Source organism: Pedobacter nyackensis, assembly GCF_900176505.1.
In the GTDB taxonomy this organism is placed as follows: domain Bacteria; phylum Bacteroidota; class Bacteroidia; order Sphingobacteriales; family Sphingobacteriaceae; genus Pedobacter; species Pedobacter nyackensis.
On the sequence record NZ_FWYB01000004.1, the window covers coordinates 63,705 to 78,625 of the forward strand.

Consider the following 14,921-nt stretch of genomic DNA (forward strand, 5'->3'; position numbering starts at 1 on the left):
ATGATCAAGATAAGAATGTTTATGGCTGCATGTTGTTTGTTAGGGACATCAGGTGTAGCAAATGCGCAAAATGCAGTAAAGATTGATAGCAATTATGCCAATTACTATTACAAGCAAAGGGTGGAGTATTTTAATAAAATGCCCCATGTAAAGAATGAAATTGTTTTTTTAGGAAATAGCATTACTGAGCGCGGCGAATGGCAGGAAATTTTATCCGGTTATCGCTACCCGATTGTAAACCGTGGGGTAGGTGGAGATAATTCGTTCGGGATATTGGCCAGAATGGATGAGATACTGGCCGCCAAACCGAAGGCTATTTTTCTGATGGATGGAATTAACGATCTGTTTAGAAACCTACCTAATGAAGTGAGTATTTACAATTACAAAAGGATCATCAGAAAGATCAAAAAGGACTCGCCTAAAACAAAGATCTATATAGAAAGCGCTTTGCCTATCAATGAAGAAATGACCAAAGAACCGTACACCAAAGGGCGTAGTAAAATGGTGCCGGTATTGAACGAAAAAATTAAAAAGCTGGCTGAGGAAGAAAGGATTACCTATATCAATATCGTCCCTCTTTTTGCAGATGAGAACGGAAATCTAAGAAAAGAAGTTACGATGGATGGTGTACACCTTAAGGCCAGCGCATATATTGACTGGGTAGCTTACCTAAAAGAACTAAAATATTTATGAGGATAACCGGAACCTTTTTAGATGAGATCTCGCACGATATTCCCCATCAAAACTGGGGAAGAGCAGAATGGGATAGAGACTTTGCACATATGAAGTCTGTTGGCATAGACACTGTAATCATGATCAGGAGTGGATACCGACGTTTCATCACGTATCCTTCTACTTACTTGCAGGATAGTTTTGGCTGCTACCGTCCGCCTGTCGATCTGGTTGAATTGTTTTTGCAACTGGCAGATAAATATAACATGAAGTTTTATTTCGGATTGTATGACAGTGGTAAATACTGGGACAGCGGAAACCTTCAGCATGAAATAGATTCAAACCGATATGTAATTGATGAGGTTTGGAAGCAATATGGTCATTACAAAAGCTTCGGCGGCTGGTACCTGAGTATGGAGATCAGCAGAAGGACGAAGGGGGCCACTGAAGCTTTCAGAACACTTGGACAGCAATGTAAAGATGTGAGTGGTGGTTTACCAACGCTCATCTCACCATGGATAGACGGCAAAAAGGCAGTAATGGCAGCTTCGTCTGAATTGACCAAGCAGGATGCCGTGTCTTTGCGGGAGCATGAGCAAGAATGGGGAGAGATATTCCAGGGGATACAGGGTGCGGTTGATGCTGTAGCCTTTCAGGATGGACATATCGACTACCATGAACTGGATGATTTTTTTGCAGTGAATAAAAAGATTGCCGATCAGTATGGATTGCAGTGCTGGACCAATGCAGAGAGTTTTGATAGGGATATGCCTATTAAGTTTCTACCAATAAAATTTGAAAAGCTTCGGTTGAAACTGGAAGCTGCAAGAAGAGCAGGGTACGACAAAGCCATTACTTTTGAGTTTTCACATTTTATGAGCCCGCAATCTGCCTACCCGCAGGCTGGCCATTTATTTAACCGATACAAAGAATACCTAGAAGAACTATAATAATTTGAATGACGCGATGAAGAATTACAGTGAAATTTACGAACAGGAATTAACAGATAACGTGATTCCGTTTTGGATGAAATATTCAAAAGATGAAGTGGCAGGTGGATATTTTAACTGTCTGGATCGCTTTGGGAATGTTTATGATACAGATAAGTTCATGTGGCTGCAAGCCAGAGAAGTGTGGACTTTCGCTACTTTATATAATGAACAGGAGGCCAAACCTGAGTGGTTGGAAATGGCTAAACATGGTGCCGACTTTATAGAAAAGCATGGCCGTGATGCAGAAGGGAATTGGTATTTCTCATTGGACCAGTCGGGCAAACCATTGGTGCAGCCCTACAATATCTTTTCTGATTGTTTTGCAAGTATGGCTTTTGCAGCGCTTTACAAAGCTGATCCGCAAGAAAAATATGCTCAAATTGCAAAGGATACGTTTAACAACATCTTAAAACGTCAGGCAAATCCAAAAGGGAAATACAACAAAGCATATCCAGGTACCCGTAATCTAAAGAACTTTGCTTTGCCTATGATCCTGAGTAATTTATCGCTGGAGATGGAGCATTTGCTGGATAAACAGACCGTAGATGATCTGCTTAAAGCTGTTATCCATGAGGTGATGGAGGTTTTTTATCAGAAGGATAGTGGTTTGATTTTGGAAAACGTAAACCTGGATGGTTCGTTTTCAGATTCTTTTGACGGCCGATTGGTCAATCCTGGGCATACCATTGAAGCCATGTGGTTTATGATGGATCTAGGTGTTCGCTTAAATGATCAAAAATTAATAGAAAAGGCTACTGAAATTGCCCTTCATACGCTCGAGTATGGCTGGGATAAAGAGTTTGGCGGTATCTTTTATTTTATGGATATCAAAAACCAACCACAGCAACAGTTGGAATGGGACCAGAAGTTATGGTGGGTACATCTTGAAGCCTTGGTTTGTATGGCTAAAGGATATGAATTAACAGGAAGAGAAGAATGTAAAGTCTGGTTTGATAAGCTACATGATTATACCTGGGATCGCTTCAGAGATCCTGAACATGGAGAGTGGTTTGCTTATCTGAACAGAAGAGGAGAGGTGCTGCTTCCATTAAAAGGTGGTAAATGGAAATGTTGCTTTCACGTACCACGTGCGTTGTTCCAGGTGTCTAAAACGTTTGCAAAAATAACAGCGTGAAAAATTTAATATTAGGGCTGATCATTACTCCCGTTTTTGCGTTATACGATGTAAACCATGATCAAAAGTCAATTAATGTCAGGGATACTATTCCTAAAGGCTTTTCTTTTCTTAAAGATGAAGTAAAGCCCGACGGAACGAAGCCTTGTTTCAATGGCGCTTATTACAGAAAAGCGGTCTCAAGTAAAGATGTGTGGATTGGTATTTCAGGAACTGTAGTTTTACCCAAAATAGCATTTGATGCCTCCAGAAAAAATGACGAGAAGTCGGGACAGTTTTTAGATAACCCTTCTGTTTATATGGGAGGGAGTATGAATGAACAAGAAACGGATGTGGGTATGACCTGGGCGGTAGTTAAGGACGAGAAAGGGAATATTAGTGATGAAAGGAAGTCTTTCAGACCATTTTTTAGAAGGGCATCTTATCCGAAAACAGGGCAGAAAGACATATGGCAGAATGCTCCGGCAAGTAAGGAGTTTTACTGGTATCCGGGCGAAGAAATTAAAATGTCTGTACGGGTTATAAGTGATGGTAAGCTGAGGTTTATTGTGGAAGGGGCTGGGAAACGTTATGAGGCTAATTTTGAAAGCGATGGGTACAAGATGAACGGAGTAGGAGAGTTTAAACGCGTAAATGCTATAGATCAGGTTAGAAATGAAGGAAAAGCAGCGCAGCCTACTAAAACACGTGTGGAAAATGCGGTGTGGAAAGAAACGAATTTATTCAGAATGCAAAATGGAAAAGTGATACAGGTACCCCTCCATAAAGATAGATTTACTGATATGCGTTGTCCTGATGTTAAATATTTCAATATAACATCCAATAAAAAGCAACAAAAGATAGGGGCCGAAACTATTAATATTTACGGTAATCCACATTAATATATTAACCGTTGCCGCAATCATATAATTGATACATTCAATAGGAGTGCAATTGATTAATCATTATTAACTTTGCGGCAACACTAACTAATATATTATCATATGAAAAGAACAGTTTATCTGCTGTTGTGCGTAATGTTACTGTCTTTCGCCAATACAGTGAAAGCAGATGAAGGGATGTGGATCCCAATGCTGATAGGTAAGAACTATGAGCAAATGAAAAAACAAGGCTTTAAGCTAACAGCTAAAGATCTTTATAATGCAAATGGTTCCAGTTTAAAAGATGCCATCGTTCATTTCGGTGGTTTTTGTACTGGGGAGATTGTATCTGATAAAGGATTAATCTTTACCAATCACCATTGCGGTTATGATGCGATCGCTTCTAATTCAACCGCTCAGAATAACATTTTAGATAATGGTTTCTACGCTAAAAATTACGGAGAAGAAAAACCTATCTCTGGTTTATTTGTTCGCTTTTTACAAAGAATGGAAGATGTAACTGCTAAAGTAAACGAAGCGACTAAAGGCTTAAATGGTGCAGAAAAAGAATCTAAAATGACGGAAGCATTTAATGCTATCGCAAAGGCAGCAACTACTAACCCTAATTTAGAAGCCAACGTTAAGGATTTTTATAAATCCAATCAGTTTATCCTTTTTGTGTACGAGCGTTTTGATGATGTTCGTTTAGTAGGTACGCCTCCACAAAACATTGGTAAATATGGTGGTGACACCGACAACTGGGAATGGCCACGTCAAACAGGAGATTTTTCTGTATTCCGTGTTTACTCTTCAACTGGCAACCAGCCTGCGAAATACAATGTTCAGAATGTTCCTTACAAACCTAAGAAGTTCCTTCCAATCTCTTTAAAAGGAGTGAAAAATGGTGATTTTTCTATCGTTTATGGATACCCTGGACGTACAGACAGATACCTGACATCTTATGGAGTTGATCTGGCTACTGAAAAAGTAAGTCCTACTATCGTTAAACTTCGTGATATCCGCTTAAAAGCATGGAAAGCTGAAATGGATAAAGATGTAAGTCTGCGTTTAAAGTTATCTTCTAAATATGCTCAGATTGCTAATTACTGGAAGTACTTCATTGGGCAAACAGAACAGCTAAAACGCTTAAAAGTTGCTGAAGCTAAAAGAACAGAAGAAAAAGCGTTTACACAATGGGCCTCGCAAAAAACAGAATTTGCAGGCTTAATGGAGCAATACGATCAGATCTATGCTGCGATTGATCCTATCTCTGTACAACGTACTTATATCAACGAGGGCTTCATGGCTTCTCAATGGGCTGCTAATGCACCTAATATTGGTAAGGCCTTAATCAGTCTGACTAAGAAAAAAGACGATGCTGCCTATGTTAAGCAGATTCAAGGTAACCTGAGCAATGCAATAGCTGCTTATGAGGAAACTTATACTGAAGTTGCTGACAAGAAAATCTTTGCTCAGATTCTTGCTTCATTCTATAAAGATGTTCCTGTAAAATCACAGCCTAAGTTCTTCGCAGAAATCGCAGAGAAATACTGGTCAGGGAATCCTGAAGCTACTTTTGAGAAATTCACCAATTATCTTTGGGATAATAGTAACCTGATTAAGCCTGAGAAACTGAAAGCCTTTATCGCTTCTAACCCTTCAGCCGAAGCTGTTGCTGCAGACCCGGGATATCAATATGCTTTGAATATCATCCCTGCAGAGTACATCAAAAATAACTTCGGTTCTACAGTAGCTGATTTCGAAAAGAAAAAAGCGGAACTGGATCATTTATACCTGAAAGCTGTCCTTGAGAAGAATGCAGGTAAGATCATGTATCCGGATGCAAATTCTACCATGCGTCTTTCTTATGGAAATGTACAGGATTATTCTCCTAAGGATGGTATTGTGTATAAAACCACTACAACAATTGATGGTATTATGCAGAAGTATATTCCTGGTGACAGTGAGTTCGATTTACCGGCAAACCTGATTGAAAATTATAACAAAAAGAATTTTGGTCAGTATGGTAATGATGGTACACTAACAGTTGGTTTTATTACCAATAACGACATTACAGGCGGTAACTCAGGTTCTCCTGTTATCAATGGTACTGGTGAGTTGATCGGTATTGCATTTGATGGTAACTGGGAAGCAATGAGCGGTGATGTCGCTTTTGACAAGAAGTTTAAACGTACAATCAGTGTGGATATTCGCTACGTATTGTGGTGTATTGATGTACTAGGTGGTGCAAAGAATATTATTAATGAGTTGGAGCTTGTTAAATAAAGGGAAAAAACAGCCGTTCTCTTCAAGAGCTGCATTACTTCGCTGAAGAAACGAAGAACGCTGAGGCTCTTTCAGAGAAGGTAATTTTTTTGGTAAAGCAGGGTGGCCAGGCAAGATGATTGTCTGGCCATTTTGTTTGTGGAAGTTTTTTTTTATTTTTTTGACGCTCATGTTCTTGTAAGCCATTCCGATTAATTGTTCATTTTCCTCTTCAAAAGTTGTTTTTCATTAAGTAAGATGTTATTTGTCTGTATAATTGATAATGAAGGTTAGATTTTATTTTTTATTATAAAGATTATGAAAATATAACGTTGTGTTAATATTAATTGATTTTGATTTTAAATTTGATAGTTAAGTTTTTCCTGCTTTAAACTTTGCTGGGTTGTGTTTTTGAGGTTTTATGAAGAATTAATCAAAATAAAATCAAATCTTTTTAATTTTATTAGTAAATAAAATTAAAAAGATTTGATTTGTATGAAAAAATAATCGTTAATTAGTGTAAAATTAAATAGATATGGTTAAAGCTTTATTTCTACTTGTATTCCTGTTTTTTACATCTTTTTCTTGGGCTCAGGAAAAAACAAGAGAATTGTTTATAGCGGGATCAAATCATAATGATATGGTTAAAGTCTTATCTGTTTGCAAGCTTAAACTCTTTGTTTCTAAATTTCCTGATGAGGCTATTAAAAAGGCAAAATTAAATTCGTCAGTATTGCTATTTGCAGATGGATATCCTGAGCGTCGTCTTGCTTTAAGTCAGTCTTCTTTTAAAGCCATCCGGGATAAAAAACTTAAGGTTTATATTGAGTTCCCAAATGAAATACCAGGAGTAGCCATAGGATCAGCGTTAAATTATATTAAACTGGAACGGGGTATTGTGCATACAAATAAAATACAAGGCCTCGATTCATTAGATCTGCTGGGTTTGACTGATCATCACTATATTACTGTCAAAACACCAAATTCTTACCTCTTATTGGGGAAGGTGGCTGGATATGATAAGGCAGACTTTGGTATTTCGGATGTAGAAACGTACCCACTTCTTTTTAGACATCAGAATTTCATTATAGGTACAACTAAATTAAGTGACGCTGTTTCTTCTCGTTTTGGACCTGCTGTGTCGTGGGTGATGGTATGGAGTTTTATTTTGCAAGAGCTGGGTGTAGTATTGCCTAAAGGCAGTCTGGAGAATAATTGGATCAAAGATTTGTCTCCAAGTTATCATGCTGATGCAGCTTTACCAAAAAATGCCTTTGCAAAAAGTATACTTAGAGGAACTGATTGGTTTTACAATTCCCGGTTACTCATTCACCCCAGCTGGCAGGATACATTTTTGAAAAGAACATCAAAAGATGGTGTTAAGGTGGTTTATCCACCAATTGCTAAAACCGCATCTATTGGTGATGGGAAATTGGGGATAATGGAAGGACATTCTTCGTTTATCAATGCAGACGGATCTCAGCCTGTTCGCTGGTGGCTGAGAGCTGATTGTCAGGCTGAGGTGGCTTATGCCTTATCATCTTCTGCAAAAATGTTTTCAGAGGAAAAATATAGTCATACAGCCACTAATTTATTAGATCACTTGTTCAAAACATCAAATTTACGTGCAGGTGAAAGAAATGATCCTTCAAGTCCTTCGTTCGGTTTGATTGGCTGGGCGACTACAGATCCCGACGCCTATTATGGAGACGATAATGCGAGAACAATTCTGGCTGTTATCGGTGCTGCAGTAAATCTGCAATCGCCTAACTGGGATAAATATATTGTTGAAGGCATTTTGGGTAATTTCAGGACAGCAGGCAAAAACGGCTTCAGGGGGCCATGGTTTAGAGATGCGGCTATGCAAAAAACAAACTGGAAGGCTTTGGGGCAGCGTGAGATTGTAAATGTACATCCTCATTATGAGGCTTGGCTTTGGGCTTGTTATCTATGGCTTTACGACAAAACCGGTCATGAACCACTGTTGAGGAAAGCAAAAGAGGCGATTGCGATTACCATGGGGAAATATCCCGACTGGAAATGGACTAATGGTATTCAGCAAGAGTATACCAGGATGATACTGCCGTTGGCTTGGCTGGTAAGAGTTGAAAATACAGATAAACATCGCGAATGGCTCAGTTTTGTATGTGGTAAATTGTTAGAAGATCTAACCAAACATGGTGCGGTAACTGAAAAACTAGGTAAAGCTGGATTTGGAAGATATGAACGCATAGCTTCTAATGCAGAATATGGATCTAAAGAAGCGCCATTGATCTCTATAAATGGTGATCCGGTTACTGATCTGTTATACACACTCAATTTTGCTTTCTTTAGTTTAAATGAAGCCGCTGCGGCTACAGGAGAAGCTAAATATACTGATGCTACGGCACGTATTGCTGATTTTATGGTGCGTGCACAAGTGAACAGTACAAGTCATAAGGATTTGGATGGTGCTTGGTTCCGGGCATTCGATTATAAAAGGTGGGACTACTGGGCGTCAAATGCCGATTCAGGATGGGGCCCCTGGGGTACTTTAACCGGCTGGACACAAAGCTGGATCGTAAACGGACTAATTCTTAAAACGCAGAACGAAAATTTGTGGGACAACTCCAAACGTAGTTACCAAACTAATGACTTTAAAATACTGGCTCAGGAAAAAATAAAAACAATGTTAAACTAGCGATAAAAGCAATTTTACACCCTTTAAACCAAATATAATAATTATGAAAAGAACATTTACATTAAGTTTTTTCTTGATGGTTATGGTAACTTTCTGGTCTTGCTCAGATAAAATCGATATCCCGGAAAATGTACTTTCCCAACCGAAAAGTCTTACAGGGCTCCGAAAGGTTACTGTAAAGGAGAACATGGTGTTTGGAGAGACTGCTATTAAAGGCGTTGTTACTTCGGATGCACAAAGTAAGAACATTCATAATACAACGGTGATTGTACAGGAAGAGGGAAAAGATGCAGCGGTACTTCTTCAGTTGGAATCAGGAGCAGACCAGTATCCTTTAGGTGCTGAGGTGCTGATAGATCTTGCTGGCGCAATCCCTTCCATAATCAAGGGTGAACTGGTGCTTACATCATTAAAGAATACGCAGGTAAAACTAACCGGAAAAATGGTTAGTATAGCACCTAAGGTTACCAATCTTCCTACACTACTTATCAATGCCGGATATTGGGGGCCAATTTTAGTAAAGCTGGAAAAAGTTGAAATGTCTGGTGGTACAAGTGGAATTTTATCGGGTGAATTCACTTTAGATGATGGTATCGGTACGGTATTTTCAAGTATTCTTCCTGATGCTGTATTTAGTAGCAACCAGGCACCAGATTTTGTTGAAGGCTATACAGGAATTTTGAGAATACAAGATGAAAAATTCTTTATTAACCCTAGAAATCTGGATGATATACAGGTTGGACTGAAAGAACTACTGGAAGATTTTGAAGCGGCATCCAGCTCGGTGTATGATGTGAAAACACTGCAGTTTAAAACAGGTGGATGGATAGTAGACGGAGGTATTACTGCAAATAGTGCCGCTGATTTAAAAACCGGATTACAAAGTATTCGCCTGCAAGGCACTATCGATAACAATACCAGGAAAGGGATCATAACCATGGGCTTTGATGTAAAAGCAGTAAAAAGTTTAAGAATATCTCATGGCATTTACCCGGCAGCAGCCGAAACAGGTAACATTAACCCAACTAAATTAAATGTTGAAATTTCAAGAGATGGTGGAAACACTTACAGCTTATTGGAGCAATTGGAAGTAGATATCAAGTCGACAACTTTAAAAACCAATATCATTCCGGTAAATGCAGGGTTTAGCGAAAATGTAAGGTTCAGGGTTGTAAATTCTTCTACACCATTTGCCAATAAGAACAGGCCACGTATCAATATTGATGACATCATGTTTGTATTCTAATTATAGCCAAAAAAAATCTAACAAAACGAATCACAATGAAATCAAACAACTATATTCTATTTGTTGCTGCCGTGCTTTGCTTTTTTTTCCAGAAAACAAATGCTCAGCAAACCAGCCAGAGCGAATGGACAATAACAGGTAAAGTACTTACATCAGACCAAAAACCTTTGCCTGGAGTAAGCATATTGCTAAAGCGTACTAAAACTGTAACCACAACCAATACGGAGGGTATGTTTTCCATTAAAGTGCCGCAAGTGCCAGGTGAACTTGTTTATGCTTATATCGGTATGAAATCTCAGACCGTTGCTTTTCAGAAAGCGGGTACGTTTACTATTGTTCTTGAAGAAGAGAATTCTAATTTAAATGAAGTAATTGTAGTGGGCTATGGAACACAGAAAAAAGAAAACCTAACCGGAGCTGTGGATCAGGTTACTGCTGATGTTTTTAAAAACAGGCCTATAACCAATCTTGCCCAGGGCTTGCAAGGTGCAATGCCTAACTTAAATCTAACGCCGGCTGATGGTAAACCTAATCAGTCACCCGCTTTTAACATTCGTGGGGCAACATCTGTTGGACAAGGTGGGAGTGCACTTGTACTTATTGACGGGGTAGAAGGTAATCCTGCGCTACTTAACCCTCATGATATTGAAACCGTATCTATTCTTAAAGATGCAGCTTCAGCGGCTATTTATGGTGCCCGTGGTGCTTTCGGCGTGGTACTGATTACCACTAAAAAGCCAGTAAAGGATCGTACAGAAATCAACTATTCCAGTAATTATGCCGTCAAGAATCCAACAACTGTACCTAATTTCGTAACCGATGGTTACCAATGGGCTTCAATGTTTAATGAGGCGTTTTCCAGCTGGAATAATTATGCCAGCACACCGCAAAATGTCAATAAAACGCTCAGGTTTTCTCAAGAATACCTGAGTGAACTGAAGAAACGTTCATTAGACCCTTCTCTTCCCAAAACAACTGTTGATCCTGTAACCGGTGAGTATGTTTATTATGAAAATCACAACTGGATGGATGATCTTTACAAAGACCATACTTATTCGCTTGACCAAAACATCTCGGTTTCTGGTAGCAGCAACAAAACCAGTTTTTATCTAACAGGAAGATACCTGGATCAGCCGGGATTGTTCAGATACAATTCTGATGATTATAAAATGTACAACCTCCGTGCAAAGGGATCTATTGAACTCTACCCATGGTTAACACTGGGTAACAATACAGATTATTCCAGCGTTCAATATCATACGCCAATGAATGTGGGTGAAGGCGGTGGGATATGGAGAAATATGTCTGCTGAAGGTCCGCCGATGGCACCAATGTTTAACCCAGATGGTACACTTACGCATTCTGCTGCTTATACGGTAGGCGATTATTGGTATGGAAAAAACGGAATGGATTATGATCGCCGCGTTTTAAGAAACTCTACCAATTTTGCGACAAAATTTTTTGACAATACCCTTCGTATAAAAGGTGATTTTACTTTTCAGAATACATTGAACAATGAAAGCCGCGTACGTGTGCCTGTGCCTTATAGTCGTGTGCCTGGTGTAGTTCAGTATCTGGGACTCAACTACAATGACATCCGTGAGATTTTTAGGGAAACCCAATACATCAATACCAATATTTATGGTGAATATGAAAAAACCTTTAACAACAAGCATGATTTTAAAGTGTTAGCTGGTTTCAATTATGAATTAAGTACTTATAAAAGGGTAGGAGCAGAAAGAAACGGGCTGATTTACGAAGATGCTGAAGATTTAAACCTGGCTTTAGGGCAATCTATTGCTGCTACCGGAGGTTACGAGCAATGGAACATTAGCGGAGGCTTTTTTAGATTTAATTATGCTTACGACAAACGTTATTTGATTGAGATTAACGGTCGTTATGATGGCTCTTCCAAATTTCCTAAAAATGAGCGCTATGCATTCTTCCCTTCTATTTCGGCCGGCTGGAGAATTTCTTCTGAGCCTTTCTGGAAAGTTTCTAAAAACATCATCTCAGATTTGAAAGTGAGAGCATCTTATGGTTCACTGGGTAATGGTAATATCGGTTCCTATGTGTTCCAGGAATTGCTGTCCTTGAATACCTTGCCGAGGATTATCAATGGAGTGCAGCCAGCTTATACCAGGAATCCAAATGTAATCCCGTATGGCCTTACCTGGGAAACCGCTACAACCAGCAATGTCGGACTCGATATGTCTCTATTCAACAATAAACTTTCCATTTCCGGAGATGCTTATATCAGGAAAACCATTGATATGTTTACACCTGGGGTAGAGCAACCAGCGATATTTGGAGCTTCTTCACCACGTGGTAATTACGCTGATATGGAAACCAAAGGCTGGGAGCTATCTGTAAACTGGAATGATCATTTTACACTCCACAATAAACCATTCAATTATAGTGTGAAAGCAGTAGTTTCTGACAATGTTTCTACCATTTTAAAATACAACAATCCTAGTAAAAGACTGGACGATTATTATGTAGGACAGCGACTAGGTGAGATTTGGGGATACGCTACTGATGGGTTCTTTACTTCGGCTGATGAGATCAGGAGGTCTGCAGATCAAAGTCTGTTTAGCTCAACGGCAACAGGAGCATGGCGTACGGGTGATATCAAATTTAAAGACATCAATAACGATGGTGTAATTGACTATGGTAACAATACTGCGGATGCACCGGGCGACCGCGTGATCATTGGTAACGACCAGCCACGCTACCGCTTCGGGTTGAGTTTAGGGGCGGATTGGAACAACTTCTTTATAAGTGGATTCCTTCAGGGAGTAGGGAAACAAGCCTGGTACCCAAGTCGTGGGGCAAATACATTCTGGGGACAGTACAATGCTCCTTATGGTCACCCTCCTGCATCACAAATCGGTAACATCTGGACTGAAGAAAATCCCGATGCTTATTTTCCAAGATACACAGGTTATTTAGCCTGGGCTGCTGGTGGTACGCTTCGTGAAGTACAAACCAGGTATTTGCAAAACATAGCTTATGTGAGGTTAAAAAATATTCAGGTTGGTTATACCTTGCCAGCAAGCGTTAGTTCGAAAATCCGCGCCTCTAAAGCGAGTATTTATTTCTCCGGCGAAAACCTTTTCACCTTCTCACCGATGCATAAGATTACAAAAGATATAGATGTAGAGAATACAGGTGATTCAGATCAGGATCTGGCAGATTCTAATCAGGGGGATGGATTTAACTATCCGATGATGAAAAGCTACTCAGTTGGTATATCCATTACATTTTAACAGGTCATCAGATCAATAATAAAGATTTCAATGAAAAGAATATTTTTTGTTTCGATACTAGCAGTTCTGTTTGCCGCATGTAGCAAACTGGATCAGCAACCAAAATCAACAGTAGGCAAGGAAGCTGTATTCCAAAGCGAAAAAGGCCTGGAGCTTTATACTACTTCATTCTATACTTTACTCCCAACTTATACAGATATCCTTAGGGGCGACAATATGTCTGATTATGTTGCCAGAAAGGATGTGCCGGACTTCATCAGAGAAGGAGCTTATGGTCCGCGCCAAAGTACCGGGTGGACATGGGCGGATCTGAGAAATATCAATTATTTCTTGGAAAATAACGTAAATCCATCAGTTTCTAAAGAGGTTAGGGAACATTATAACGGCCTGGCCAGGTTTTTCAGGGCATGGTTCTATTTTGCAAAAGTGAAACGTTTTGGAGATGTACCATGGATAAACAGAACTTTTGAAGTCAATGATCCGGAGATGCTAAAAGGCAGAGATTCCCGTATCCTTGTTATGGACTCCGTATTAAGAGATCTGGATTACGCAGTAAAGCACATCCGTATTGCTGAAGATGGTTCAAGATCTATGATTACCAAATATATTGCATATGCTTTCAAGTCAAGGGTTTGTTTGTTTGAAGGGACATTTCGTAAATATCACACCAATTATGGTTTGCAGCAAACCGCAGGTGCCTGGTTAACAGAAGCAGCAACTGCTGCCAAAGTGGTAATGGACGAAACAAAGTTTGCGCTTTATACTGGCGGACCTGATTCAAAGCCATATCGTGAGCTGTTTGTGAGCAAAACACCCATATCTTCAGAGGTTATGCTGGCGAATATCTATAGTGATGCTTTAGGTGTATATCATGATGCCAATTGGTATTACACAAGTGCTACTTATGGCGATAGGGCTAGTTTTACCAGGTCATTTATAAATACTTATCTTAATATAGATGGAACACCTTTTACGGGTAAAACCGGGTATAAAGCTATGGCTTTTGCCGATGAGGTAGAAAATAGAGATAAGAGACTGGAGCAAACCATTCGGACTAAAGGATATAACCGTATAAATGGAGGAAATATATTGGTATCTCCACCGCTTTTTTCTTATACCTACACGGGGTATCAGCCTACAAAATGGGTATTGGACGATACATTTTACGATGGTGGAAGTATGAATAATAACATTATTCCAGTGTTTAGATTTGCAGAAATCCTGTTAAACTATGCAGAAGCAAAAGCTGAATTGGGCATGTTGTCGGACGCCGATTGGAATACAACTATTGGTGCCTTGAGACGAAGAGCAGGTATTACGCAAAATACAGCCAATAAACCAACGCTTGCTGATCCTTATTTAATGACTGAATATTTTCCAGGGATTAATGATCCTTCTATTCTGGAAATAAGAAGGGAGCGTGGAATAGAACTTGCATTGGAGGGCTTCAGGTTTTATGATTTGGTACGCTGGAAAAGCGGAAAGCTAATGGAGAAAGTTTGGAACGGAATGTATGTGCCGGCGTTAAATACTCCTTTAGATTTGAATAAAGATGGTGTATTGGATGTAGCCTTTTACAAAACATTGCCCAACAATCAGGTGCCTGGAGTAACATACATCAATGTTTCTGAAACGGTTAGTGGCCGACAAAATTCGATGGTGTTGTCTGAGGGTGATAAAGGTGAGATTAAATGGCTGGTAACCATTCCAAGAGTTTGGCAGGATAAATTTTACCTGTACCCAATTCCAGAAAATGATCGTTTAATGAACCCCGCTTTGGGCCAAAACCCTGATTGGTAATT

Annotated in this window: 9 protein-coding genes; all 9 read left to right on the forward strand. The window is 39.4% G+C overall.

Features of this window, described 5'->3' with window-relative positions; translation table 11 throughout:
* The 9 genes from B9A18_RS10075 (at nt 1) to B9A18_RS10115 (ending at nt 14,919) form a co-directional block, all read left to right on the forward strand.
* Nucleotides 1–693, forward strand: coding sequence for a GDSL-type esterase/lipase family protein (locus B9A18_RS10075; RefSeq protein WP_235005285.1), 693 nt, complete (start codon nt 1–3; stop codon nt 691–693).
* Nucleotides 690–1,622: a DUF4434 domain-containing protein gene (locus B9A18_RS10080; protein WP_084289167.1), complete on the forward strand. Its 933-nt coding sequence runs from the start codon at nt 690–692 to the stop codon at nt 1,620–1,622. The genes B9A18_RS10075 and B9A18_RS10080 overlap by 4 nt, the downstream gene beginning before the upstream one ends.
* Before the next feature lie 16 nt (nt 1,623–1,638).
* Nucleotides 1,639–2,799, forward strand: coding sequence for a n-acyl-d-glucosamine 2-epimerase (locus B9A18_RS10085; protein ID WP_084289168.1), 1,161 nt, complete (start codon nt 1,639–1,641; stop codon nt 2,797–2,799).
* Nucleotides 2,796–3,680 carry a hypothetical protein gene (locus B9A18_RS10090; protein ID WP_084289169.1) on the forward strand — a complete coding sequence of 295 codons (885 nt, stop codon included), beginning with the start codon at nt 2,796–2,798 and terminating at the stop codon, nt 3,678–3,680. Before B9A18_RS10085 ends, B9A18_RS10090 begins: the two co-directional genes overlap by 4 nt.
* A 102-nt stretch (nt 3,681–3,782) precedes the next feature.
* Entirely contained in the window at nt 3,783–5,945 is a 2,163-nt protein-coding gene (locus B9A18_RS10095) for a S46 family peptidase (RefSeq protein ID WP_084289170.1), read from the forward strand.
* Nucleotides 5,946–6,459: 514 nt separating this feature from the next.
* Nucleotides 6,460–8,604: a hypothetical protein gene (locus tag B9A18_RS10100; protein ID WP_084289171.1), complete on the forward strand. Its 2,145-nt coding sequence runs from the start codon at nt 6,460–6,462 to the stop codon at nt 8,602–8,604.
* Nucleotides 8,605–8,647: 43 nt separating this feature from the next.
* A complete protein-coding gene (locus B9A18_RS10105; RefSeq protein WP_084289172.1) occupies nt 8,648–9,850 on the forward strand; it encodes a DUF5689 domain-containing protein in 1,203 nt (400 codons plus the stop codon).
* A gap of 35 nt (nt 9,851–9,885) precedes the next feature.
* A complete protein-coding gene (locus B9A18_RS10110) occupies nt 9,886–13,119 on the forward strand; it encodes a SusC/RagA family TonB-linked outer membrane protein (protein WP_084289173.1) in 3,234 nt (1,077 codons plus the stop codon).
* A gap of 30 nt (nt 13,120–13,149) precedes the next feature.
* A complete protein-coding gene (locus B9A18_RS10115) occupies nt 13,150–14,919 on the forward strand; it encodes a RagB/SusD family nutrient uptake outer membrane protein (RefSeq protein WP_084289174.1) in 1,770 nt (589 codons plus the stop codon).
* The last annotated feature ends 2 nt before the right edge of the window (nt 14,920–14,921 follow it).